The 24,562-nt window shown below is 69.0% G+C and carries 23 protein-coding genes; 13 read left to right on the top strand and 10 right to left on the bottom strand.

Features of this window, described 5'->3' with window-relative positions:
• Window positions 1-98: 98 nt before the first annotated feature.
• Together H4W30_RS27655 and H4W30_RS27650 are read right to left on the bottom strand one after the other, a co-directional pair.
• Window positions 99-896 (bottom strand): hypothetical protein, encoded by a 798-nt coding sequence (locus H4W30_RS27655; protein ID WP_192745496.1) that lies wholly within the window; start codon window positions 894-896, stop codon window positions 99-101.
• A gap of 103 nt (window positions 897-999) precedes the next feature.
• Window positions 1,000-1,608 (bottom strand): TetR/AcrR family transcriptional regulator, encoded by a 609-nt coding sequence (locus H4W30_RS27650; protein ID WP_378234204.1) that lies wholly within the window; start codon window positions 1,606-1,608, stop codon window positions 1,000-1,002.
• Between the two features lie 110 nt (window positions 1,609-1,718).
• Here H4W30_RS27650 and H4W30_RS27645 point away from each other — a divergent pair, with 110 nt between their 5' ends.
• Both H4W30_RS27645 and H4W30_RS27640 read left to right on the top strand, forming a co-directional pair.
• Complete coding sequence (locus H4W30_RS27645) at window positions 1,719-2,870, top strand: acyl-CoA dehydrogenase family protein (protein WP_126734982.1); 1,152 nt, start codon at window positions 1,719-1,721, stop codon at window positions 2,868-2,870.
• Window positions 2,871-2,898: 28 nt separating this feature from the next.
• Entirely contained in the window at window positions 2,899-4,047 is a 1,149-nt protein-coding gene (locus H4W30_RS27640; protein ID WP_192745494.1) for a CaiB/BaiF CoA transferase family protein, read from the top strand.
• Here the strand turns inward: H4W30_RS27640 and H4W30_RS27635 are convergent.
• A complete protein-coding gene (locus H4W30_RS27635; protein WP_126734846.1) occupies window positions 4,044-4,580 on the bottom strand; it encodes a GNAT family N-acetyltransferase in 537 nt (178 codons plus the stop codon). The genes H4W30_RS27640 and H4W30_RS27635 overlap by 4 nt on opposite strands.
• A gap of 10 nt (window positions 4,581-4,590) precedes the next feature.
• Window positions 4,591-5,376 (bottom strand): crotonase/enoyl-CoA hydratase family protein, encoded by a 786-nt coding sequence (locus H4W30_RS27630; protein ID WP_192745493.1) that lies wholly within the window; start codon window positions 5,374-5,376, stop codon window positions 4,591-4,593.
• A 132-nt stretch (window positions 5,377-5,508) separates the two neighbouring features.
• On the opposite strand from H4W30_RS27630, the gene H4W30_RS27625 reads away from it, so the two are divergent.
• The 5 genes from H4W30_RS27625 to H4W30_RS27605 all read left to right on the top strand — a co-directional run bounded on the left by H4W30_RS27625 (window position 5,509) and on the right by H4W30_RS27605 (window position 8,591).
• Window positions 5,509-5,664, top strand: a complete 156-nt coding sequence (locus tag H4W30_RS27625; protein WP_162182762.1) for a hypothetical protein — start codon at window positions 5,509-5,511, stop codon at window positions 5,662-5,664.
• A gap of 352 nt (window positions 5,665-6,016) precedes the next feature.
• On the top strand, window positions 6,017-6,499 hold the full coding sequence (locus H4W30_RS27620; protein WP_126734844.1) for a helix-turn-helix transcriptional regulator: 483 nt from the start codon (window positions 6,017-6,019) through the stop codon (window positions 6,497-6,499).
• A 131-nt stretch (window positions 6,500-6,630) separates the two neighbouring features.
• On the top strand, window positions 6,631-7,515 hold the full coding sequence (locus tag H4W30_RS27615; protein ID WP_192745492.1) for a lytic transglycosylase domain-containing protein: 885 nt from the start codon (window positions 6,631-6,633) through the stop codon (window positions 7,513-7,515).
• Window positions 7,516-7,843: 328 nt separating this feature from the next.
• Window positions 7,844-8,215, top strand: a complete 372-nt coding sequence (locus tag H4W30_RS27610) for a hypothetical protein (protein WP_192745491.1) — start codon at window positions 7,844-7,846, stop codon at window positions 8,213-8,215.
• 22 nt (window positions 8,216-8,237) lie between these two features.
• Window positions 8,238-8,591: a DUF3817 domain-containing protein gene (locus H4W30_RS27605; protein WP_034322453.1), complete on the top strand. Its 354-nt coding sequence runs from the start codon at window positions 8,238-8,240 to the stop codon at window positions 8,589-8,591.
• Here H4W30_RS27605 and H4W30_RS27600 read toward each other — a convergent pair.
• A complete protein-coding gene (locus H4W30_RS27600; RefSeq protein WP_192745490.1) occupies window positions 8,588-10,009 on the bottom strand; it encodes an MFS transporter in 1,422 nt (473 codons plus the stop codon). The genes H4W30_RS27605 and H4W30_RS27600 overlap by 4 nt on opposite strands.
• A 137-nt stretch (window positions 10,010-10,146) precedes the next feature.
• On the opposite strand from H4W30_RS27600, the gene H4W30_RS27595 reads away from it, so the two are divergent.
• Complete coding sequence (locus H4W30_RS27595) at window positions 10,147-10,731, top strand: TetR/AcrR family transcriptional regulator (RefSeq protein ID WP_192745489.1); 585 nt, start codon at window positions 10,147-10,149, stop codon at window positions 10,729-10,731.
• Window positions 10,732-10,825: 94 nt separating this feature from the next.
• On the opposite strand, the gene H4W30_RS27590 is transcribed toward H4W30_RS27595, so the two are convergent.
• Window positions 10,826-12,400 carry a solute symporter family protein gene (locus H4W30_RS27590; protein WP_192745488.1) on the bottom strand — a complete coding sequence of 525 codons (1,575 nt, stop codon included), beginning with the start codon at window positions 12,398-12,400 and terminating at the stop codon, window positions 10,826-10,828.
• A complete protein-coding gene (locus H4W30_RS27585; RefSeq protein WP_192745487.1) occupies window positions 12,397-12,819 on the bottom strand; it encodes a DUF485 domain-containing protein in 423 nt (140 codons plus the stop codon). Before H4W30_RS27585 ends, H4W30_RS27590 begins: the two co-directional genes overlap by 4 nt.
• A 978-nt stretch (window positions 12,820-13,797) precedes the next feature.
• Between H4W30_RS27585 and H4W30_RS27580 the strand changes: the two genes are divergently transcribed.
• From H4W30_RS27580 to H4W30_RS27565, 4 genes are read left to right on the top strand one after another with little or no spacing between them, the layout of a single operon-like run.
• Window positions 13,798-17,223: a sensor histidine kinase gene (locus tag H4W30_RS27580; RefSeq protein WP_192746842.1), complete on the top strand. Its 3,426-nt coding sequence runs from the start codon at window positions 13,798-13,800 to the stop codon at window positions 17,221-17,223.
• The gene (locus tag H4W30_RS27575; RefSeq protein WP_005166055.1) at window positions 17,220-17,672 is read left to right on the top strand and encodes a roadblock/LC7 domain-containing protein; all 453 of its coding nucleotides are present in this window, start codon (window positions 17,220-17,222) and stop codon (window positions 17,670-17,672) included. The genes H4W30_RS27580 and H4W30_RS27575 overlap by 4 nt, the downstream gene beginning before the upstream one ends.
• A gap of 7 nt (window positions 17,673-17,679) precedes the next feature.
• Window positions 17,680-18,426, top strand: coding sequence for a DUF742 domain-containing protein (locus tag H4W30_RS27570; protein WP_185927429.1), 747 nt, complete (start codon window positions 17,680-17,682; stop codon window positions 18,424-18,426).
• Window positions 18,427-18,454: 28 nt separating this feature from the next.
• Window positions 18,455-19,018: a GTP-binding protein gene (locus H4W30_RS27565; protein WP_007033694.1), complete on the top strand. Its 564-nt coding sequence runs from the start codon at window positions 18,455-18,457 to the stop codon at window positions 19,016-19,018.
• Between the two features lie 37 nt (window positions 19,019-19,055).
• On the opposite strand, the gene H4W30_RS27560 is transcribed toward H4W30_RS27565, so the two are convergent.
• From H4W30_RS27560 to H4W30_RS27550, 3 genes are all read right to left on the bottom strand, one after another.
• Window positions 19,056-19,613, bottom strand: a complete 558-nt coding sequence (locus H4W30_RS27560; RefSeq protein ID WP_192745486.1) for a dihydrofolate reductase family protein — start codon at window positions 19,611-19,613, stop codon at window positions 19,056-19,058.
• 567 nt (window positions 19,614-20,180) lie between these two features.
• The gene (locus H4W30_RS27555; protein WP_192745485.1) at window positions 20,181-20,834 is read right to left on the bottom strand and encodes a DUF899 domain-containing protein; all 654 of its coding nucleotides are present in this window, start codon (window positions 20,832-20,834) and stop codon (window positions 20,181-20,183) included.
• Complete coding sequence (locus H4W30_RS27550; protein WP_192745484.1) at window positions 20,827-21,165, bottom strand: ArsR/SmtB family transcription factor; 339 nt, start codon at window positions 21,163-21,165, stop codon at window positions 20,827-20,829. The genes H4W30_RS27555 and H4W30_RS27550 overlap by 8 nt, the downstream gene beginning before the upstream one ends.
• A gap of 135 nt (window positions 21,166-21,300) precedes the next feature.
• Here H4W30_RS27550 and icmF point away from each other — a divergent pair, with 135 nt between their 5' ends.
• Window positions 21,301-24,537 carry a fused isobutyryl-CoA mutase/GTPase IcmF gene (gene icmF, locus H4W30_RS27545; protein WP_192745483.1) on the top strand — a complete coding sequence of 1,079 codons (3,237 nt, stop codon included), beginning with the start codon at window positions 21,301-21,303 and terminating at the stop codon, window positions 24,535-24,537.
• Window positions 24,538-24,562: the final 25 nt, after the last annotated feature.

Raw genomic sequence — 24,562 nt, 5'->3', positions numbered from 1 at the left:
GCGCGGAGCCGGGGAGGCGCCACGCAGAGCCCAGGTGTTACCGACGAGTACAGCATACCGCCGGTATGGAGACTGTCCACCGCTGATGTGAATCAGTTTCACGTATTGCCCGGCTGGGGCGGGTTGTCGGGGGAGGGGCGAAGGATGTCCTGCTGCTGCAACGCGGATCCCGCGGGCGGGGTCGGAGGCGACGGCGGCTCGTAGGCCTGCGGATACTGCTGCTGGGGAACGCCGGGCGGGTAAGGGGTGTAGGCGATGGGGTAAGGGGCCTGCCGGGGCGACGCCGGTTCACGGCGGTTCGCCACGACCGCCAGCCCGATCGTGAGCAACGCCACGAGTCCGCCGGCGAGCAGGATCCAGAATCCGCTCCCGGTCCCATAACGCGAGACGAACCGGCCGGTGTCCTGTCCGAAGCTCAGGCTCGCCGAGATGTCCATGCCGAGCATCCAGACGCAGGCCGCGGTCCCCGCCCCGCCCGCGATGAGCAGCGTCCGCGACGTCGTCGCGGCGGGCGAACCCGAATTGCGCTGGTACGCGGCGAAACCGACCGCGGCCCCGGCGAACAGGGTCAGCGCGGCGGCGGACAGCGGGATGCCGTAGCGGGCGACATGCGTCTTGTCGTAGAACTCCTTCTCCTCCGCCGACGGTTCGATGTCGAAGGTCCGCGTCCAGCCGGTCTCGGCGAATTTCGACACCGCCTTGCCGTCGGAGATCTGCTCGTACGTCGACTGCGGGAGAAAGGTCGCGATGAGGACCAGCAAGCCGGCGAAAACCCCCATCATCGCGGCGAAAAGGCGGGGGAGCCGGACGTCGGACGGCGGGCGCGGGGCGGCGGCGGGCGGTATTGCGCCGAACGGGCCAGTCGGTTGGTACGGCTGCTGCTGCGGCGCGTTCATGGTCGACTCCTCCGCCGGTTCCGTTGTCCAGCAAGGAATTCCACCATGGATCGGCCGACGGGATAAGTGCCGGATGTGCTCTGGTGAAGGGCTTTCGCGCGTGCTACGCGGAGCTGTCCTCGTACAACATCACCGCGACGCGTTTCCATTCGTCGAGCAATTGGCGCCGCCGCTTCGGGTCGCCGCCGAGTTCGGCGTCCAGCGCCAGCCCGCGCGTGAGGTTCACGGTCAGCCAGAACAGGATCTCCGCGCGTTCCTTCGGCAGATCACCGGCGACCGCGGTGATGTGCTCCAGGGTCGAACGGCCCAGCGCCCGGTCGACCGGGCGGATCGCCGCCCGGAGCTCGGGATCGGTGCGCGCCGCGACCCACAGTTCCGTGGCCGCCGTGGACAGCGTGCCGGAATAGCCCTCCCACAGCAGGTCGATCGCCGCCGCGACGCCCGAGGCTCCGCCGGGGAGCGCCGTGATCGACGTCGCGAGACGCCCGCGCAGTTTCTCCGTCAGATGTTCGACGGCGGCCGCCATGAGCTCGGCCTTCGCGGAGAAGTGATGCTGCACGGCGCCCTTCGAGACGCCGGCGCGGGCGCAGATCTCCTGGACCGACGTGCGCGCGTAGCCGAGGTCGACCAGGCAGTCGATGGTCGCGTCGAGCAGCGCGGTGCGGGTCTGCTCGCGCCGCTCGGCCTGGGTGCGGTGGGTCCTGCCGAGCACACTCACCGGATCGGGCCCCCTTTACGTGCAGCTCGGTACGGATGTACATTCCGAATGGAACTTACATCCTAAGCGTCATGTTTTCCAGGTCCGATCAGGAGGCGTTGGCCGTGCCCTTGCAGATCCAGAAGAGTTCGTGGAGCACGACGGAGCTCGAAGACCTCCGGGACCTCGCCCGGACCTTCTGCCAGAAGGAACTCGTGCCGAACCAGGAGCGCTGGGCGGCCGAGAAGAAGGTCGACCGCGAGCTGTGGACGAAGGCGGGCGAGGTCGGCCTGCTGGCCCTGTCCATCCCGGAGGAGTACGGCGGTGGCGGCGGCACGTTCGCCCACGAGGCGGTGCTCTACGAAGAGCAGGCTCGCTCCGGCGACAGCGCCTGGGGCGTCACCGTCCACAATGGAATCGTCGCGCACTACATCCTCGAGTACGCGAACGAAGAGCAGAAGAAGGCGTGGCTGCCGAAGTTCGCCTCCGGCGAGATGGTCGGCGCCGTCGCGATGACCGAACCCGGCACGGGTTCGGACCTGCAGAACATCAAGACCCGCGCGGTCCGCGACGGCGACCACTACGTGATCAACGGCGCGAAGACGTTCATCACCAACGGTTTCCACGCCGACCTCGTCGTAGTCGCGGTGAAGACCGACCCCGACGCGGGCGCGCAGGGGGTCTCGCTGATCGCCGTCGAGACCGACACCCCGGGCTTCAGTCGCGGCCGCGTCCTCGACAAGATCGGCCTCAAGGGGCAGGACACCGCGGAGCTGAACTTCGACGACGTCCGCGTCCCCGCCGCCAACCTCCTGGGTGCCCAGGAAGGCCTCGGCTTCATCCAGCTGATGCAGCAGCTCCCGCAGGAACGGCTGATCATCGCCGTCACCGCGGTCGCCGGGATGGAGGCCGCGATCGACCAGACCATCGCCTACACCAAGGACCGCCAGGCGTTCGGCCGCCCGGTCTACAACTTCCAGAACACGAAGTTCAAGCTCGCCGAGGCGGCGACCGAGGCCGCGGTGTCCCGCGCGTTCCTCGACCAGTGCATCGAGCGGCACCTGCGCAAGGAACTCGACGTGCAGGGCGCGGCCATGGCGAAACTGTGGACCACCGAACGGGTCAACAAGGTCGTCGACGACTGCCTGCAGCTCTTCGGCGGCTACGGCTACATGACCGAGTACCCGATCGCGCGCGCGTGGGCCGACATCCGGATCTCCCGCATCTTCGGCGGCACCAGCGAGATCATGAAGGAAATCATCTCCCGCACGCTGTAGCGGAACCGTTGGCGCAGAAAGGAAAGACGTGGCGAAAAAGGCCGGCCCGCTCAGCGGGCTCAAGGTCGTCGAACTGGCCGGGCTCGCCCCGGCGCCGTTCGCCTGCACGATCCTCGCCGATCTCGGCGCGGAGGTCGTCCGGATCGACCGGGCGACCCCGGGCAACGACGTCATCGGGTTCCCGAACGATCCGCTCGCCCGCGGCAGGCGCTCGATCGGGATCAACACCAAGACCCCCGAGGGCGTCGAACTGGTGCTGAAACTCGCCGACGACGCCGACGTGCTCATCGAGGGGTTCCGTCCCGGCGTCGCCGAGCGGATGGGCATCGGGCCGGAACAGGTCCACGCCCGCAACCCGCGGCTGGTCTACGGCCGGATGACCGGCTACGGCCAGGACGGCCCGCTGGCGACCGTCGCCGGGCACGACATCAACTACATCGGCATCTCCGGCGCGCTCGAACCCATCGGGCACGCCGGGCAGCGGCCGGTGGTGCCGCTCAACCTCGTCGGTGACTTCGGCGGCGGTGGCCTGCTGCTCGCGATGGGCGTGCTGGCGGCGCTGTTCGAACGCCAGACGTCCGGCAAGGGACAGGTCGTCGACGCGTCCATGGTGGACGGCGCCGCGCTGCTGACCACCAGCCTGCACGGACTGCTGGACTCCGGGCTGTGGCCCGGCGGGCGCGGCGAGAACATGCTCGACGGGGGCGCGCCGTTCTACGACACCTACGAGACCGCCGACGGTAAATACGTCGCGATCGGCGCGATCGAGATGCGGTTCTGGGGCGACCTGGTGAAGGTGCTCGGCCTCGACCCCGAGGAGACCCCGGTCCACGTCGACAAGAACGAGTGGCCGAAGCTGCGCAAGATCGTCGCCGAAGCCGTCGCGAAGCACACTCGCGACGAGCTGGTCGCGAAGGCCGAGGGCACCGACGCGTGCCTGACGGCGGTGCTCTCCCCGAAGGAGGCGCCGTCGCATCCGCACAACGTCGCGCGGAAGACGTTCGTCGACGTCGGCGGCATGATGCAGCCCGCGCCCGCGCCGAGGTTCGACCGCACGCCGGCCGAGACGCCGGAACCGCCGCGGCCCAAGGGCGGCGACACCGCCGAGGTCCTCGCCGAACTCGGCGTGGACGCCGACGGGATCGAACGGCTCCGGGCCGCGGGGACGATCGCCTAGAGGTGTTCCGGGTCGGGGCCCAGGTCCGATCGCACCACCGAATAGAGGATGTGGTCGCGCCAGGCCCCGTCCCGGAACCCGTAGCCGCGCAGCACACCCTCCCGGGTGAAGCCGGCCTTCGTCAGGGAGCGCTGCTCGGCGAGGTTGCCCGCCTCCGTCGACGCCTCGACCCGGTTCATCTGCGTATGCGCGAAGAGGTAGCGGACCAGCAGCCGCTGGGCCTCGGTCCCGTAGCCGTGGCCGCGTGCCTCGGGGATGAGCACGAGCCCGGCGTTCCAGCAGTACGACGTCGAGCCGGTCCTGGTCTTGTGCCAGGAGACGAAACCGAGCCGCTGCCCGCCGAGCTCGATCATCAGCATCCCGTTGTCCGCGGCGAGCATGCCGGTCTCGGCCCAGCGGCGGCGCAGAAAATGCGGGTCGTGCCAGCCGTGCCACTCGAACGGGCCCGCGGCCCGCGGATCGTTCGTGAGCGCTTCGAGCATCGGCAGGTCGTCTTCGGACACCGGTCTGAGCGCGACTCCGGTTTCTGTCATCCGACAGACCTTAGGACCGATCCCCCTCGAAGCTGCCGTGACGCCCCGCGCCGCCACTGAACCGGCCGGCGCCTTCGACGGCCTCTTCGGCGAGCCCGCCGTCGATCAGCGCGTTCGAGAACTCGGCACGCAGCGCCTCTTCTTCGGTGAGCCCGTACTGGCCGTACGCGGATTTGCGATCCGCGTGCAGGCACGCCTGGGGGAACGCGGCCAGTTCGCGTGCCAGCGCTTGCGCGGCCGCCAGTGCCTCGCCGTCGGGCACGACCCGGTTCGCAAGCCCGATCGCGAGTGCCTCGTCGGCGTCGACCGGCCTGCCGGTGAGGATCAGGTCCATCGCCCGCGAATGCCCGATCAGGCGGGGGAGGCGCACCGTGCCGCCGTCGATCAGCGGCACCCCCCAGCGGCGGCAGAACACGCCGAACACGGCCGTGGTGTCGGCGACGCGCAGGTCGCACCACAGCGCCAGCTCCAGGCCGCCCGCGACGGCGTGCCCGCGGACCGCGGCGATCGCCGGCTTCGACAGGACCATGCGCGACGGGCCCATCGGTCCGTCACCCGCCGGGCTGAGCGAGTTGGAGCGGCCGGTGCCGATGGCCTTCAGATCGGCTCCGGCACAGAAGGCGTCACCCGAACCGGTGAGGACGGCGACCGCGGCTTCCTCGTCCGTGTCGAAGGCGCGGAACGCGTCGGCGAGAGCGTTCGCGGTCGGCCCGTCCACGGCGTTGCGCGACTCGGGGCGGTTCAGCGTGATCGTCGTCACCGGACCGTCCCGGTGGACGAGGACGTTTTCGCTCATCGATCGCTCCCTCTGGGAATCCGGGTGGGCAACAGGGCCCGCTTCTCCTTAAAGTGGTGACAAAGTCCGCAGTGCGCGCGGAGTCATCGTCTGGACACTACGGTGTGATGGGATGGAGCCATGTCGCCCGGCTTGAAGAAATTCGTTGTCATCGCCGTCGTCGCGCTCGTGCTCTTCTTTCTGATCAGCAGGCCGACGCAATCCGCGGACGCCGTCCACACCGCGCTCGGCTGGCTCCGGTCCGGTGCCGAAGCCATCGTGACGTTCGTCCGGAGCCTCTTCTCCTGACCCTCGTTCCGGTGATCACCGGTGTCCTTGGTGACGCCGGTGATCACCGTGCGCAGCCACCTGCGGTTATCACTCAGCGTCACCCGTCTCGCATTTCGGTCGCACGACTCGACCATCCGGGTGGATTGCCCCCGAAAACCCGCTGGTCGACGAATTCGTGCCCGGGAAGCTCTGGCGGAAGAGACCTCCGCGCCCCTACGGTGCTCACATTGCGTGATCGGTTGGTCCTCCAGGCGCCGGAGCCGGCCTCCTGGGCGAGGAGTTTCCGCAGGTGCAAGCCTCACGGCAGCGGAACTTTCAGCCGGGCAAGTAAGTCAGGGCTTGTCAGTCGGGGAATCATGAGGAGGCAGGGATGACCGGAGATCCCGGAGTCGATGCGTTGATCCGGCAGTGGGCGGCCGAGCGTGAGCAGACCCCCGAGGAGCAGGAAGCCGATCGCATCGCGTCGGCGTGGCTGGCCGACGTGCCGAGGCAGGCGCCCGGAATCCCCGGCCAGCGTCAGCAGTCCGGCCAGGGCCGCTGGGCGCCGGTCGAGGCCGCCGATCCCGGCTACCTCGACGCGATGCGCCGCCGTCTCCCGGAGGTCCCGCAGGACCTGCTCGTCGCGGCCGCCGGCTGGTGGCAGATGGTCGGCGGGGTCGCGGAGGCCGAAGCCTGGTGGGACGCCGGCATCAGCCCGCTCGACCAGCGCGCGCTCGACTACCGCGCGGCCGGGCTCGCCCCGTCCGACCTGAGCCGCCGTCTCGGCCCGATGACCGTTTTGCAGCACCTCCGCCGCGGCAGCGCCCCGGCCTGGTGCGTGGCGCGGCTGGCGAGGCAGCAGAAGTCCGCCTGATGAGAACTTCTCGCACGCGCGGGTGAACCGGCGTGGCAAGGGCGATTCCGGCGACCGCGTAACGCTAACCTGCGCGGGCTCGTTGTTCGAGCATCGGTCGTGATCGCCGCCCACGCTGGAGGACCCGCTTCGTGCGCACCACCCCGGAAAACGACGAGCTCGTCGCCGACCCGGCCACGCCCGCTCCGCGCCGCCGCGGGGCGGGCGCCGCCGTACTCGGCAGGCTGGTGATCGTGCTGGCCGTGCTCGCCCTCGCCGCGGGCGGGATCTGGCTGGTCACCAAGGCCTCCGCCCCGGTCGCGAGCCCCACGACGATGGAGATCCCGGCGCTGCAGGTCAAGGCGGCGGACGTCGAACCCGGTTCGATCGCGCCGGTCAACGCCACCGTCGCGGGCGGCGCGACCCAGCAGACCGCGCCCCAGCAGGCACAGCCGAAACCGGGCAAGGACCCCCTGACCGCCTGGACCGAGAGGGCGGCGCAGGCCACCGGCATCCCGGCCAGGGCCCTGCTCGCCTACGGCAACGCCGAACTGGCGATGCGCCAGATGCAGCCGAACTGCAAGATCTCGTGGGCGACCCTGGCCGGGATCGGCCGGATCGAGTCGAACCACGGCCAGTACGGCGGCGCCGTCCTCGGCCAGGACGGGCGGCCGTCGAAGCCGATCATCGGCGTCCCGCTCGACGGATCGCCCGGCGTCAAGGCGATCGGCGACACCGACGGCGGCCAGTTCGACGGCGACTCGGCCGTCGACCGCGCGGTCGGCCCGATGCAGTTCATCCCCAGCACCTGGCGCCGGTACGCCGCCGACGGCAACCGCGACGGCCTCGGCGACCCGCAGCAGATCGACGACGCGACGCTGGCGGCGGCGCGCTACCTGTGCGTGAACAACCGGGACATGGCGGCCGCGTCGGGGTGGTGGCAGGGAATCCTGTCGTACAACAACTCGACCGAGTACGCGCAGAAGGTCTTCGGGCTGGCGGACGACTACGCGAAGGCCGTCGCCACCCGCTCGTGAGTGGTAAAGACGGTTCGTCCGGTCGGTGAAGGCCCGGGGAAGGTGTCGCGAAAGCCACTTTCGGGACATCAGACGTCTCGAAAGTGGCTTTCGCGACATGCTCGCCAGGGCGGTGTCGTGTCCGGCCACGGTCGACGTTGTGAAAGTGGCTTTCGCAACGTCGAAGGTTGTGAAAGTGGCTTTCGCAACCCCCGGCCAAGCCCAGCACCCAACAGGACCCCGGCAGGCCCTTACCGTCCTTACCACTCACGACGTCGGAGGTAGGACCAAGGTCCCGAGCGTGCAGGTCGGCGAGGATTCGCCGCGCGCCCAGTGCTAGCGTCGATGTGTGTCCGCTTCGCCCGTCCTCCTGCGCCGTCTCGGCATCGCCGCCGTCTGCCTGGTGAGCCTGGCGCTGTGCTGCGGGCTCGCGTGGTGGCAGTGGGAGCGGTTCTCCTCGGCCAGCGGGACGTTCCAGAATCTCGGCTACGTCCTGCAGTGGCCGCTGTTCGGGCTGTTCCCCGCGTTCATGTTCTGGCGGATCCGCAAGCTCCGCCGCCAAGCCGCCGAGGCCGACACCCGGGAACCGGTGGCCGAGACCACCGTCCCGGATGTGCCCGCGCCCCGGCAGCGGCGTGCCCCGGCTCCGCCGCCCCCCGAGGACGACGAGCTCGCCGCGTACAACCAGTACCTTCGCGAACTCAACGCCCGCGACAAGTAGTCCCAGAGAGGTTCGAGACCCTATGACCACCCGAACTGACGACGCCGCCCCGGCCCGCCCGGTCTCGCTGGGCGGACCGCTGATCCGGTTCCGCGTCGCGGCGTACGCCACCGGTGTGGCCCTGCTCGGGCTGGTCGTCGAAATGCTGCTGCAGTACGTCTTCCGCGTGGAACTTCCCCAGTTCGTGAAGATGATCCCCATGGTCCACGGCGGGCTCTACCTGATCTACCTGCTGCTCGCGGTCGACCTCGCGATCAAGGCCCGCTGGTCGATGAAGGGCACGCTCCTCGTGCTGATCGCCGGCTGCATCCCGTTCTTCTCGTTCGTGATGGAGCGCAAGGTCACGCACAAGGTCCAGGCGGGCGTCAAGCTCTAGGCCCGGCGCCGGAAGGTCAGCGCCACCAGGAACGACACCGCCGTCACGACGGCCGCGGCGGTGAACGCCGCGGTCATTCCGGCGACCGTGGTCTCCGCCGGGTTTCCCGACGGGGTCCGCGTCGCCGCGCCGAACACGGTGATCAGGATCGCCAGCCCGAGGGTCGCCCCGACCTGCTGCAACGTCTGCAGCGCGCCGCCCGCGGCACCCGCGTCGTCGGTGGGCACCGTCGCCATGATGATCACGCTGAGCGGGGAGAACGCCAGCCCGGCGCCCACGCCCATCAGCAGCATCGGCCCGAGCAGATGCGAGAAGTAGCCGCTGTCCGTGGTCAGGGTGGTCAGCCAGACGACGCCGCCGGTCATCAGCGCGGTCCCGGTCAGCGCGAGCGGTTTCGGCCCGAACCGGGGGAGCAGTTTCGGGATCAGCCTGCTCAGCAGGAACATGCAGACCGCCATCGGCAGGAACGCGAAGCCGGTCTCCAGCGCGGCGAAACCCGCGATGTCCTGCAGGAACTGGGTCAGGAAGAAGAACATCGACATCATCGCCATCGGCCCGAGGAAGAAATTGACGTAGGCCGCGGCGCGGTCGCGTTCGGCGAACAGGCGCAGGGGGATCAGCGGTTCGCGCACCCTCGTCTCGATGAGGAGGAACGCGGCCAGCAATGCCAGCCCGACGGCGAGGCTGCCGAGGGTGATCGTGTCGCCCCAGCCGTGCGACGCGGCGTGAGTGAAGGCGAACACGAGCGAGCCGACGCCGAGCGTGCCGGTGAACGCGCCGGGGAGGTCCAGCCGGGCGCGCCGCCGAGGCGGATCGGCCACGTACCGGGAGGTGAGCAGCACGATCGCGAGCCCGAACGGAACGTTGATGTACAGCGCCGCGCGCCACGAGATCCATTCGGTGAGCAGGCCGCCGAGCAGCAGGCCGATCGCGAAACCGCTGCTGGACATCGCCGAGAACAACGCCAGCGCGCGCACTCGCGCCTTGGCTTCGGTGAACGTGCTGGTGATCAGCGCGAGCGTGCTCGGCCCGGCGAGCGCGGCGCCGACGCCCTGCGCGACCCGGGCCGCGATGAGCAGTTCCGCCGAACCGGCGAGGCCGCCGAGCAGGGAGGCTGCGGTGAATACGGCCGTGCCGACGACGAACGTCCGGCGGCGGCCGAACAGGTCACCCGCCCGGCCGCCGAGGAGCAGCAGACCGCCGAAGACCAGGCTGTACGCGGTCATCACCCAGGACAGGCCAGTATCGGTGAAGCCGAGTTCGGACTGGATGCGGGGGAGCGCGACGTTCATCACCGTCGCGTCGAGGATGAGCATGAGCTGACAGGTCAGGATGAGGGGGAGGACCAGCCGGTGCGGAGGTGACGGGGCCCCGGCCGTTTCCGGCCTTGGCTCGGCACGCAGGGTTCGCTCGGTCAAGGAATACTCCGAAGACGTAACGAGATGAAGCGGAGAGACTCTCCACTTGAGGTCATGAGCGATGATATGGAGACAGTCTCCGCTTACGCAAGTGAATTCGGAGAACGTCTCCGTTTTCGTCGCCCGAGGAGGTGCAGATGGTCACGGCCGATCCGGCCCGCCCCATGCGCGCGGACGCGCGGCGCAACTACGAGCGCATCGTGGCCGTGGCGAAGGAGGCGTTCACCGCCGACGGCGTGGACGTGCCCGCCGACGACATCGCGAAACGCGCCGGTGTCGGCGCGGGCACTTTGTACCGGCACTTCCCGACGCGCGACAAGCTGATCGAGGCCGTCTACCGCGATGAGATCGACGGGCTGGCGCAGCAGGCGTACGACCTGCTCGACGAATTGCCGCCGGGCGAGGCACTCGAGACGTGGCTGGCCACGCACGTCGTCTACGTGGTCGAGAAGCACGGACTCGCGATGACACTGAAGGCGTCCGTCGACGCGGGCTCCGAAGTCTTCGCCTGGTGCCAGGCACGGTTGCGGGCCGCGGCCGACACGATCGTGAAGGCGGCTCAGGACGAGGGCGTGCTCCGGCCCGACGTCGCGGGCGTCGACATCCTGCGGCTCGGGCACGGGCTGGGTTCGGCCGCGAGCAAGGCTTCGGAAGAGGACACGAAGCGGCTTCTCACGATCGTGCTGGACGGCCTCCGGGTATCTGAAGGTCGAGGTACATAAAGGACCCCTTCATTGCGCCTAGCGCAGTGAAGGGGTCCTTCACGTACCTGGGGGTGGTGCGTGCGTCGATGGGCGAACTCGCGTCACCCGGGCGTCAGGAGCCGATCCCGGTGAGGGACCGCACCTCCATCTCCGCGTGCTTGACCGGATCGGCCTTCGACCGGCCGACGAACGTGCCCACGAACCCGCACAGGAACGAGAACGGGATCGACACCAGGCCCGGGTTCTTCAGCGGGAACCAGTGGAAGTCCACGCTCTTGATGATCGAGTCCGCGGCCCCGGACATCACCGGCGAGAAGAACACGAGCACCAGGCTGGCGATCAGCCCGCCGTAGATACCCCACAGGGTGCCGGTGGTGTTGAAGCGTTTCCAGAACAGCGAGTACAGCAGCGTCGAGAGGTTCGCCGACGCCGCGACGGCGAACGCCAGCGCCACCAGGAACGCGATGTTCTGCCCGTTCGCCAGGATGCCGCCCACGATCGCGAGCGCCCCGACGGCGACCGCGGTGAGCCGGGCGACGCGGACCTCCGAAGCCGGTTCCGCCTTGCCGCGCTTGAAGATGTTCGCGTACACGTCGTGCGCGAAGGACGCCGAAGCGGTGATCGTCAGCCCGGCGACGACGGCGAGGATGGTCGCGAAGGCCACCGCCGAGACGATGCCGAGCAGGACCGTGCCGCCGATGTTCAGCGCGAGCAGCGGGGCCGCCGAGTTCTCCCCGCCGGGCGCGTTCTTGATCGCCTCGGGGCCGACCAGCGCGGCCGCGCCGAAGCCGATGACCAGGGTGCACAGGTAGAAGATCGTCATGCACGCGGTCGCCCACACGACCGAGCGGCGCGCCTCGCGCGAGTTCGGCACGGTGTAGAAGCGCATCAGCACGTGCGGGAGCGCGGCGGCGCCGAGGACCAGCGCCAGCGCCAGCGAGACGAAGTCCAGCTTCGTGACCTCGCTCTTGCCGTAGGAGCCGCCCGGCTCCAGCAGCTCGTCACCGAGCGGGCTGTTGTCGGCGGCGGCCGCGAGCAGGTTCGAGAAGCTGAAGCCGAACTTGCCGAACAGGAACACCGTGATCAGCGCACCGGTCAGCAGCAGGATCGTCGCCTTGATGATCTGCACCCACGTGGTGCCCTTCATCCCGCCGACCAGCACGTACAGCACCATGACGACGCCGACTACGCCGATCACCAGCGCCTGGCCGATTCCGCCGTGGATGTCCAGCAGCAGTGCCACCAGCCCGCCGGCGCCCGCCATCTGCGCGAGCATGTAGAAGAAGGAGATCACCAGGGTCGACGTCGCGGCCGCGGCGCGGACCGGGCGTTGCTTCATCCGGAAGCTCAGCACGTCGCCCATGGTGAAGCGGCCGGTGTTGCGCAGCAGCTCCGCGATCAGCAGCAGGTCGACCATCCACGCGACGAGGAACCCGATCGAGTACAGGAAGCCGTCGTAGCCGTGGATCGCGATCGCCCCGGCGATACCGAGGAACGACGCCGCCGAGAGGAAGTCACCCGAAAGCGCGATGCCGTTCTGTCGTCCGGTGAAGGCGCTGCCCGCGGCGTAGTAGTCCGAAGTGGACGAGTTACGCGTGCTGACGCGGTACACCACGAACAGGGTGATCGCGACGAAGAGCCCGAACACCGCGATGTTCAGCACCGGGTCGTTGTCGGGGATGCTCATCGCTCACCCGCCCCGACGGACGCCCGCAGGGCTTCGACCTTGGGGTCGAGCCGCTTCTTCGCGAACTTCAGGTAGGCGATCGTGATCAGGATCGTGCTGGCGAACTGGCCGAGCCCGAGCAGCATGCCGACGTTGACCTCGCCCCACACCTTCCGGCTCATGAAGTCGTGCGCGTAGGCCGCCAGCAGCACGAACGTCATGTACCAGGTGAAGAAGAGCAGGCTCATCGGGAAGACGAACCGGCGGAAGGTCTTGCGCAGCGCGACGAACTCCTTGCCGTGCTGGATCCGGTCGAAGTCCGGGCCGGTGGCGCGCGGCGGCGGGGGAGTGGGCTGGCGCTCGCGGACGAACAGCGCGGGCATCTGCCCGGTGTCCTCCAGGGCGTTGCTCGCCGCGTAAGGACGCGCGACGTCGGGCATGGGTTCCTCCGGGGCTTGCATCCGTGGCGCGGTACGGGGAGCGCACATACTAACTACGGCTTCACCCGCTCTGAATAGGCGACCCCGGTTCCACGAAGGCGTGGGGAGGTATTCGATTTTACCTTCCATTGGTGTTTCCGGAATTCGTTTCGGCCGGAATGAACCGCCTTTATCACTCGTCGTAGTGAGCAGGATTGTCACGCGCGGTCGTCGCCCGAACGGCCCACTGCGGCAAATGATGGACAGTGACCACGCTCTGTCACCCAATTTGGTGACAGATCGTAGTTTCGCTACCTCGAAGCGACGGGCTCCGATACCGTGCCCGCCATCCCGGCCCGGGGAAGATCCCCCGCTTGGCCAGGTGTCTCGAAAGAAATCACCATGTCGGGCGACATCGAACCGGCGTGAGGGGCAAGGCCACAACATCGGGCACATATTTGGGCTTGACCCACCCGTTGGGGGCACGGAAAGTAGTTCGTCCGGGCGACGCGGCTACCGTACGTAGGCTGATCGGGTGATTAGGGCACCCTGTGTATCCGCGCAACCCGTAACCGGAATTCCCTCGATTGTGACGCGCGAGCGGTTTTCCGGCCCCGCGGATCGTTCGGACGCACGCTTTTCGCTGGTCAGCACCCGTGTACTGAACGGAATTGACGGCACCCGGATTGGTGTACGATTCTTTGGCCCGGCTGACCCGCAGTGATCGATTGGCAAAGAAAAGTTGATCTCGACGACCATGCACTTCGCAGGTTGCGACCTGCACGTGCAGGTGCAAGACCTCCCGAAGCGGACCGGTGTACCCAGGGGCACTCGGGACACCCGGAGCGCCGGACAGGGTCCCTCACGTCGCGATCGATCACGCGGTCAGACCGGGGCCGAGTTCCCCGCAGGCTCCTACCTCGCGGGAACGGGCGCCTCAGACCGAGCCAGGACGCCGGACAGGGAGTCACCTACGTGACCGTTGCAGGAGAAGGCCAAGTGCCGGTCGGGGAGCTGCTGGGACGCACTCCCCGGCCATCTCGGTGGGCCACCGGCTGGCGCACGCTCGTGCGCTGGCGGGACTGGAGCCTGCCGGTGAAGCTGTCGGCCGTGACGCTGGTGCCGATCCTCATCGCGCTCGCGCTGGGTATCGCCACCATCGCCGGCCAGGTCGGCCGGTCCGACGGCTACCAGCGGCTCGACCGGCTCGTCGCGCTGAGCGGGCATATCCGCACCCTCGCCGACGGCCTCGGCCGCGAACGCACCCAGTCCGCCGCGGGGCTGACCGCCGGCACCGTCGGCGGGACCCTTGAGCTCGCTTCGGCGCGCGCCGACGTCGACACCGCCATCCCGCTCTACGGCGCCGCTGCGACGCGTGCCGTGGAGAACGAGCCGTCGCTCCGTCAGGCGCGTGAAGCGGCGGCCGCGCAGCTCGACAGGCTGCCCGACATCCGGCAGCGGGCCTCCTCCGGGCAGCTCGACCCGGTGCAGGCGATCGGCGAGTACACCGACGTCACCACCGCGCTGCTCGCCCTCGACACCGCGCTGGCCGCCGGTGCCGGACAGGACGTCCTCGGTGGCACCCCCACGGCGTTGCACGACCTCGCCATGATGAAGGAACAGCTGTCGCTCAGCCAGGCCCTGGTCTCCTTCGGCATCGCCCGGTCGAGCCTCGCGCCGAGCGAGCTCGACCAGGTGCGCACCGCCGAACTCCGGCTGGCCGACCGCCTCACCGACTTCCGTGCCGCCGCTTCGGAACAGCAGCGCCAGGAGTTCGGCGCCGCCGTCACCGACCAGGCGATGGAAAACCGTGACAGGCTCGCGAAAACCGCCCTCGGCGAACAGGGAACCCCGTCCCCGCAGGCGTTCCGCTCGTTGTCCGCGCAGGGCTGGACCGACGCCTCGACCGCGGTGATCGGGAAGGTCGGCGAGGTCGCGAACAAATTCGGCGCCGAGACGAGCGCGGTGTCGGCCGAACTGGTCGACGACGCCAGCAGCGGCGCGGGCCTGCTCGCGGTCCTGCTGTTCGGCGCGATGGTGCTCGCCGTCGCCGTCGTCTTCCTCATCACGCGGCAGCTGCTGCGCTCGCTGAAAGTGTTGCGCGCCAGCGCACTCGACGTCGCCGAGAAGCAGTTGCCCGACGCGGTCCGCAACATCCAGGAGGGCCGTTCGCAGGGCACCGACGTGCGGCCGGTCCCGGTCGGCGGCGACGACGAGATCGGCGAGGTCGCCAGGGCCTTCGACAAGGTGCACCACCAGGCGCTGCGGCTGGCCACCGAGCAGGCCTCGATGCGGACCGGCTACAGCAACGTGTTCGTCAACCTCTCCCGCCGCAGCCAGAGCCTCGTGCAGCGGCAGCTTCAGCTGATCGAGCGGCTGGAACGCGACGAGGAGGACGCCGACCAGCTCGCCACGCTGTTCCAGCTGGACCACCTCGCCACCCGCATGCGCCGCAACAACGAGAACCTGATGGTCCTCTCCGGCGCCGAGCCGGGCAGGCGTTCCGGGCAGCCGGTCTCCGCCACCGACGTGGTGCGCGCGGCGGTGTCCGAGATCGAGCAGTACCAGCGGGTCACCGTGCAGAACCCGCCGCCGGTGCGGCTGGTCGGGTACGCGGCCAACGATCTCATGCGCCTGATCGCCGAACTGCTGGACAACGCCACGGCCTTCTCCGCCCCGGAAACCCAGGTGACGGTCGCGACCAGGCTCGTCGAAGACGGCTCGTTCGGCATCGACATCCTCGACAAGGGCATCGGCATGAACGAGGCCGAGGTCGCCGAGGCCAACGCCCGGCTCACCGAGGCACCCAACGTCGACCTCACCACCTCGCGCCGGATGGGCCTGTTCGTGGTCGGCCGGCTGGCCAGCAGGCACCGCATCGGTGTCTCGCTGCACGGCGGCAAGGACATCGTCGGCGTGCGCGCGACCGTCTCGGTTCCGGCGGATCTCGTGATGGCCCCGCCCGGGGGAGACCCCGGTCCCGCCACCGGCCCGATCACCCAGCGCCTCGCGCCGCTTCCGCCGCAGCAGCCGGGTGGCCTGCCCCGCCGCCAGCGGCCCGCGAACGGTTCGCGCCCGGCGATGCCGAGCGTGCCCTCGCAGGGCGGGGAGCGGTGGCCGTCGGCGAACGACCTGGCAGGCCACACCAAACCCGGCGTCAACGGGCACGGTCCCAAGGAGCGGCCGCCGTCCGATGTGGAGATTTCCGGAACGGCGCTGTTCAGCCCGATCCCCCAGGACGAGACGACACCGCCGCCCGCGCCGGAACCGCGCCGTCCCGAACCGGAACCCGCCGCCGAGCCCGAGCCGGTCGCCAAGGATGCGGAGAAGCAGGCCCCGCCCGAAGGCGATCTGCCCAGCGGCAAGGAACTGTTCGAGGCCAAGAACACCGGGACCACGCTGAGCGAATGGTGGAGCCAGGCGACCACCCCGCCCGCCCCGGCGACCCCGCCGCCGCCCACCGCGGCGCCCAAATCGGAGACGACGCCGATCTTCGACGAGATGCTGTCGGCGTGGTTCCGTTCGCCCGCGCCCGCTCCGGAAAAGCCCGCGGAGAAACCCGCGGCCAAGAAGGAGAAGCCGGGGGCGAAGGAGCCCGAGGAGAAGACGGCCGAGCCCGCGCCGACCGCCGAGCAGGAGGCCCGCACCTGGGACTTCGCCAGCGACAAGGCCTTCCGCACGGTGCAGGAGGTCTCCCAGAACGCCCCGTCGACGTTCACCCAGGCCGGGTTGCCGCGTCGCCGCAAGGGCGAGCAGCTCCTGCCGGGCAGCGCGGCGTCGTCGGTCCCGGCCGCCGAACCCGCCGCCAAATCGGAGCTGCCGGTCCGTGACCCGGCGAACGTGCGCGGCAGGCTGAGCAGCTTCCAGCAAGGCGTCAAGCGGGGCCGCAAGGAGGCGGCGGACAAGGCCACGCCGGCCGCCGCCCGGCCCGCCACCACCCAGCCGGACGCGAAGCCCGAACAGACGGCGGCCACCGAGCAGGCCGCGGCGCCCGAGCCGTCGAAGGCACCCGAGCCCGCGAAGGCAGCCGAGTCCGCGGAGACGGCCGCGCGTCCCGCGGCCCCGCCCGCCGCACTGCCGAGCAGGAAACCGCAGGCAGCGAGCCCGGAACCGGAACCGGTCGCCGTCACCGAGCGGACGGACGCCTGGAACTTCGGCTCCGACGAAGGCTGGAAAGCCGCCCAAGCGGTGTCCCAGTCCGTGCCCTCGCGGATGACTTCGGCAGGATTACCCAGGCGCCGTCGCGGGGAGCAGCTGCTCCCGGGCAGCGCGGGACCGCCCGCCGGGGCGGTCACCCCCCGACCACAGCGAGACGCGCACGACGTGCGCGGTCGCCTGAGCAGTTTCCAGCAGGGCATCCAGCGCGGACGGCACCACACAGCCCAGGCGACCGAAGCCAACCACGAAACCCTGGAGGGTGAATGACCTCGCCGAACCCGGCCCAGCCCCAGCAGAACCAGTTCGGGTGGCTGGTGAACGACTTCGCCGAGCGCGTACCCGGAGTGGCGCACGCCGTGGTGGTGTCGGCGGACGGCCTCCTGCTCACCGCGTCCAGCAGGCTCCCGCTGGACCGCGCCGACCAGCTGGCCGCCGTCGCGTCCGGCCTGGTCAGCCTGACCCAGGGCGCCGCGCGGTGCTTCGAGGCGGGCGCGGTCAACGAGACCGTCGTCGAGATGGAACTCGGCATCATGGTGCTGATGTCCATCAGCGACGGCTCCTGCCTGGCCATCCTCGCCGCCCCGAACTGCGACATCGGACAGGTCGCCTACGAGATGACGATGCTCGTCGATCGCGTCGGCCAGATCCTCACCCCGGAACTTCGCGCGCAATTGCAGGGCGCCGGTGGGTCGCTGATCGGCGAACCGGTGGGATGATGTCCCGATGAGCACCGGGTCCGGATCCTTCGGCGAACCGCCGGGGACGGGTGAACACCAGCCCCCGCACGCGGGGGCTGCCAATGCCGCCGGTTCACGGGACGACGGCACCTTCGCCGACGTCCTGAACGGCTTCACCCTGGATTCGGGACGTGGTCGTCGGAAGCGCAAGAAGAACAAGCACCCTCAGGATTCCCGGGCGGGCGGAGCACCCGCCGCCGGGGAATCGGCAGTCCCGCAGCCGACCGATCAAGGAGACCGCGTGACCTCACTTGCTTCTCCACCCGACAGCGGCGCAGGCGCCGTCGGGCCGAGACCAGGTGGTCTTTTCGACCCGGGTCCACCCAGTGGCGAGTTCATCATGCCCGCCGTCTTCGAGCAGGCGCCGTCGCCGCTCGAGGAGACGGCGATCGTCCGTCCCTATGCCCTCACCGGGGGCCGGACCAAGGCGAACTACGCTCTCGAGCTGGAGACCCTCATCTCCACCAAGGACCACGTCGACTCGGGTAGCCTCCCCGCGATCGCCGCGGACCAGATCGAGTGCGTTTCGATCATCGAGGAGTGCCGCACCCCGCGTTCGGTCGCCGAGATCGCGGCGACCCTGCGCGTGCCGCTGGGTGTGGCACGCGTGCTGATCAGCGACGCGGCGGACGCGGGGCTGGTCAGCGTGCACAAGACGATTTCGGGCAATGACGGCGCCGAGGCACATCTGGTGTTGATGGAAAGGGTTTTGAGTGGACTCCGTCGGCTTTAAGGCACCGCGGGAAACCGCGCCCCCGACCATGACATCCGCGAAGATCGTCGTGGCGGGTGGCTTCGGTGCGGGTAAGACGACCTTCGTCGGTTCGGTGTCGGAGATCGTCCCGCTCACCACCGAGGCGATGATGACGGACGCCAGTCGGGGGATCGACAACCTCGACCAGACGCCCAACAAATCGACCACCACGGTCGCGATGGACTTCGGCCGGGTCTCCCTGGACGCGGACCTGATCCTCTACCTGTTCGGCACGCCCGGGCAGCAGCGGTTCTGGTTCATGTGGGACGACCTCGTCCGCGGCGCGATCGGCGCCGTGGTGCTGGCCGACACGCGACGGCTGGCCGACTCGTTCGCGCCGATCGACTTCTTCGAGGACCGGGGCCTGCCCTACATCGTCGGGGTGAACACCTTCGACGGCATCCTCGAGCACGACATCAACGACGTGCGTGAAGCGCTGTCGATCGACCCGAACATCCCGATCGTCCGCTGCGACGCCCGGGAACGGGAGTCGACGAAGCAGACGCTGATCACGCTGGTCGAGTACGCGATGCGGCAGTGGATCGCCTTGCGGGCGAGCAACGCGAGGTGAACCTGACGGCGGCAGCGTAGGGGCTGCCGCCCGGGGTTCACTTCTTTTCGTAGGTCAGCAGGACCGCGCGCCCGTCCATCGTCCGGGTGCCGGTCAGCCGCAGGTCCGTGCGCGCGCCGCCGCCGAACACCTGCTTGCCGCCGCCGAGCACCACCGGGTGCACGACGATGTGGAACTCGTCGACCAGGCCGTGGTCGGCGACCGCGGTGGCCAGTTCGGCCCCGCCCATCAGCAGCAGATCCTTGCCGGGCCTGTCCTTGAGTTCGGCCACGCGTGCGGCGAGGTCGCCGCCGATCACCTCGGTGTTCCAGTCCGCCTCTTCCAGAGTCCGGGAGAAGACGATCTTCGGCGTCTTCCGCCAGATCGGCGCGTACTCGAGATCGTGCGGGTGGTCCGAGATCTCTTCCGCCTGCGGCCAGTACGACGACATCATGTCCCAGACCCGCCGTCCGTAGAGGAGAGTGTCGGCGCGGTCGGTGAGCTCCTGCGAGTGGGCGGACAGCTCCGGGCCCATCTCGGCCCAGTCGAACTCGCCGTTCGGGCCCTCGATGCGGCCGTCGAGCGAGGTGTGGACGGCGTAGACGAGCTTGCGCATGGCTTGATCCCTCCGGTGTGGCGCCCGCCTTCCGGGCGCCGGACACCAGGGGGTCGGAGCGGTCGCGGGGTTCTCGACATGCTCCGCGAAAAGTTCCGTGAAGGCCTCCTTGCCTACCTTGAAGGTAGGGAAGGAGGCCTTCAAGGACTACGCATCGCCACCTCAGCCTCGGCAACACCACCAGGCCCAGCAGTCACAGCGGTCGCGCGTGAAGGACCCCTTCCCTCGGCTCAGCCGAGGAAACTCGACCTTCACACCTTCCCCAGTACATGAAGGGGGCCATTACGTACTACGGGCGAGCAAACGCGGCGGGTCTGGTGGGTCACGTCTCGTGAGTGGCAAGGGCGGTTAGAACCGTCCTAACCACTCACGAGCCCTGTCCGAAACCGTAAGGACACCGATCCGTCCTCTGGTGTCCTTTGCGGACATTGCCCGTTCGGACCCGCTGGCAGCTGCCCGCCGGAGGTCCAGTTCGGATCATCAAGAACGGCACCGCCGGCGTTCATGCGACTTTGCCGGGGCCCTGACCGTCAGGGTAGGCAAGGAGGCCTCCACGGACTTCCGGGCTCAGTACTCGTCGTGGCGCTTCCACCAGTGCCCGGGGCCGTCGGTCCCGCGGCCGGATTCCTCCCATGCCTCTTGCCGCCCGAGCGGCGTCAGATCCAGGTACCGCAGCGTCCCCACCAGCTGGTCCCCGCCGCGGCCGGTGGTGAAGTACGTCCGGAACACGTCGTCGCCGTCGCGCAGGAAGACACTGACGCCGAACCCGCCGTCGATGCCGCAGGCCGGGTTGAAGCCGCCGACGGTCGAAACCCACGGCACGGTCCAGCCCATCCGCTCCTTGTACCGCTCGATCTCGGGCAGGGTCGCCGGCGCGACCACGTACAGCGTGGTGTCGCGGGCGTGCAGGTGCGCGAGGTGGCCGATGTTGTCCACGAGCATCGAGCAGCCGGGGCAGCCCGCCTTCTGCCCGGGGGCGAGCATGAAGTGGTAGACGATCAGCTGACGGCGTCCCTCGAACAGGTCGAGGAGGGTGACCCGGCCCTGGGGCCCGTCGAACTCGTACGTGCTGTCGAAGCGGACCATCGGCAGCCGCCGCCGCTCGGCGGCGATCGCGTCCGCGGCGCGGGTGAGCTCCTTCTCCTTGGCCAGCAACGCGTCTCGGGCGATCTGCCATTCGTCCGCCGACACGACTGCCGGCAGGGTGACGGTCTCAGTCATTTCGTTCGCCTTTCCTCAGTTCCGCGAGATGTTCTTCCATGCGGTCGAAACCGCCTTCCCAGAAGCGCCGGTACCGCTCGACCCACTCGGAGACGTCGCCGAGCGGGGCGGCCTCCAGCCGGCAGGGCCGCCATTGCGCGGTCCGGCTCCGGCTGACCAAGCCCGCGCGCTCGAGGACCTTGAGATGTTTGGAGATGGCTTGAAGGCTGACCGGAAAGGGTTCGGCCAGCTCGTTGACGCTGGCCTCGCCGGTGGCCAGCCGGGCGAGGATCGCCCGCCGGGTGGGGTCCGCCAAGGCGGCGAACGTGGCGCTGAGCTGATCAGTGGTCATCGCTGCTCAATCAATCGGTTGTTTAACCCTCGGGTTGAATATACTGGTGCACGTCGAGCTGTCAAGGACGAGTGAGAGCGCCATCACGCGAGTGGATGGGTTTAAAACAGTAGGAAGTCCAAGTATTTTGGAGGGATGACCAGCGACCTGCACCGGCCCGTGAACCCCGTTCGTTTCGTGACGGCGTCGAGCCTCTTCGACGGGCACGACGCGTCCATCAACATCATGCGGCGCATCCTGCAGTCGCAGGGCGCGGAGGTCGTGCACCTCGGGCACAACCGGTCGGTCGACGAGGTCGCCACCGCGGCCATCGCCGAGGACGTCCAGGGTGTGGCCATCAGCGCCTACCAGGGCGGGCACGTCGAGTACTTCAGCTACCTGGTCGAGCTGCTCAACGAGCGCGGCGCGGGGCATATCAAGGTGTTCGGCGGCGGTGGCGGGGTCATCGTCCGCGAGGAGATCGACCTGCTGCACTCGCGGGGTGTGGCGCGGATCTTCTCGCCGGAGGACGGCTACGAGATGGGCCTCCCGGGCATGATCAACCTGATGATCAAGGCCTGCGACACGGACCTGTCCGCGCAGTCGCCCGGCTCGCTGGACAAACTGCTTTCGGGTGACATCCCGGCGCTGTCCCGGGTCATCACGCAGCTTCAGCGCGAGGCGCTGCCGCAGGACGCGCTCGACAAGATCACCGAGGCCGCCAAGTCGCGGACGGTGCCGGTCCTCGGCATCACCGGGACGGGTGGTTCCGGCAAGTCGTCGCTCACCGACGAGCTGATCCGCCGGTTCCGGCTGGACCAGGAGGACAAGCTCCGCATCGCCGTGCTCGCCGTCGACCCGTCGCGCCGCAAGGGCGGGGGAGCGCTGCTCGGCGACCGCATCCGGATGAACTGCCTCGACGGCAGCCCGGTCTACTTCCGTTCGCTCGCCACGCGGACCACCAGCGGCGAGATCCCCACCGGGCTCTCCGAGTCCATCCTCGCGTGCAAGGCCGCCGGGTTCGACCTCGTGATCGTCGAGACGCCCGGTATCGGCCAGGGTGACGCCGGCATCGTCGACTACGTGGACCAGTCGCTGTACGTCATGACGCCGGAGTTCGGCGCGGCGTCGCAGCTGGAGAAGATCGACATGCTCGACTTCGCCGACGCGGTGGCGATCAACAAGTTCGAGCGACGCGGCGCCGAGGACGCCCGCCGCGACGTCGCGCGCCAGCTCGTGCGCAACCGCGAGGCGTTCAGCTCTTCGCCCGAGGACATGCCGGTCTACGGCACCAGCGCCGCGAAGTTCAACGACGACGGCGTCACCGCGCTCTACCAGCACCTGCGCGACACCCTCGCCGAGCGTGGCCTGACCGTCTCGGCAGGCGTGCTCCCGAAGGTCGAGGGCAAGGTGTCCATCGACGCCAGCACGATCATCCCGGCCAACCGGACGCGCTATCTCGCGGAGATCTCCGAGACCGTCCGCGGCTACCACGCCAAGACCGAGCAGCAGGTCGCCGCGCTGCGCAAACGCGAGCACCTCGCGGCCGCCAAGGAGGCACTGGCCTCCGTCGACGCGAGCACCGACGCGCTCGACGGCCTGCTCGCCGCCGCCGAGTCCGATGTGGACGGTGAGTCGACGAATCTGCTGACCCGCTTCCAGGAGCTGGCCGAGTCCTACCGTGCCGACGAGCTGGTCGTGAAGATCCGCGACAAGGAACTGCACACCCAGCTCTGGCGTGACACGCTCTCCGGCAACCGGATCCCGCGCGTGGCGCTGCCGCGCTACACCGAGTCCGGTGAGCTGCTGTCGTTCCTGCGTCGCGAGCACCTTCCCGGCTACTTCCCTTACACCGCGGGCGTTTTCCCGTTCAAGCGCGAGGGCGAGGATCCGGCGCGCATGTTCGCCGGCGAGGGCGACCCGTTCCGGACCAACAAGCGGTTCAAGCTCCTGTCGGCCGACTCCGAGGCGAAGCGCCTTTCGACCGCCTTCGACTCCGTGACGCTGTACGGGCACGACCCGCACACCCGCCCCGACATCTACGGCAAGGTCGGCACCTCGGGCGTCTCCATCGCGACGCTGGAGGACATGGAGGTGCTCTACGACGGCTTCGACCTGACCTCGCCGAGCACGTCGGTGTCGATGACGATCAACGGGCCCGCGCCGACGATCCTCGCGTTCTTCCTCAACACCGCGATCGACCAGCGGATGGCGGCGTTCAAGGCCGAGCACGGCCGCGAGCCGTCCGAAACCGAGGCGGCCGAACTGCGCGAATGGGCGCTGCGCAACGTCCGCGGCACCGTGCAGGCGGACATCCTCAAGGAGGACCAGGGGCAGAACACCTGCATCTTCTCCACGGAGTTCAGCCTGCGCATGATGGCCGACATCCAGGAATGGTTCATCGAGCACGGCGTGCGGAACTTCTACTCGGTGTCGATCTCCGGCTATCACATCGCCGAGGCCGGGGCGAACCCGATCTCGCAGCTGGCGTTCACCCTGTCGAACGGTTTCACCTACGTCGAGAGCTATCTCGCGCGCGGGATGAACATCGACGACTTCGCGCCGAACCTGTCGTTCTTCTTCTCCAACGGTATGGACGCCGAGTACTCGGTGCTGGGCCGGGTCGCGCGCCGGATCTGGGCGGTCGCGATGCGGGAGCGCTACGGCGCCAACGAGCGTTCGCAGAAGCTCAAGTACCACGTGCAGACCTCGGGCCGGTCGCTGCACGCGCAGGAGATGAGCTTCAACGACATCCGCACCACGCTGCAGGCGCTGTGCGCGCTGTACGACAACGCGAACTCCTTGCACACCAACGCCTTCGACGAGGCGATCACGACGCCGTCGGAGAGCTCGGTGCGGCGCGCGATGGCCATCCAGATGATCATCAACAAGGAATGGGGCCTGTCGAAGAACGAGAACCCGTTGCAGGGTTCGTTCATCATCGACGAGCTGACCGATCTGGTCGAAGAGGCCGTGCTGCTGGAGTTCGACCGGGTCTCCGAACGCGGCGGCGTGCTGGGCGCGATGGAGACCGGCTACCAGCGCGGCAAGATCCAGGACGAGTCGATCCTCTACGAACGCCAGAAACACGACGGCACGCTGCCGATCATCGGCGTCAACACCTTCCGCAACCCGAACGGCGGCGAGGACGACGTCGAGGTCGAGCTCGCGCGGGCGACGGAGGACGAGAAGCGCTCGCAGCTGGAGCGGCTCGAGGACTTCCAGCGCAGGCACCAGGCCGAGGCACAGGTCGCGCTCAAGACGCTGCGCGAGGCCGCGACCCGGGGCGGCAACCTGTTCGGTGTGCTGATGGACGCGGCGCGGGTGTGCTCGCTCGGCCAGATCACCGAGGCGTTCTTCGAGGTGGGCGGCCAGTACCGGCGCAACGTCTAGCGGGCGGGAATATCGCGGCGCGTGT

This window comes from Amycolatopsis roodepoortensis (assembly GCF_014873915.1).
Taxonomy (GTDB): domain Bacteria; phylum Actinomycetota; class Actinomycetes; order Mycobacteriales; family Pseudonocardiaceae; genus Amycolatopsis; species Amycolatopsis roodepoortensis.
The sequence above is the reverse complement of the archived record's forward strand: the minus strand, read 5'-3'. Positions and strand labels throughout refer to the sequence as shown.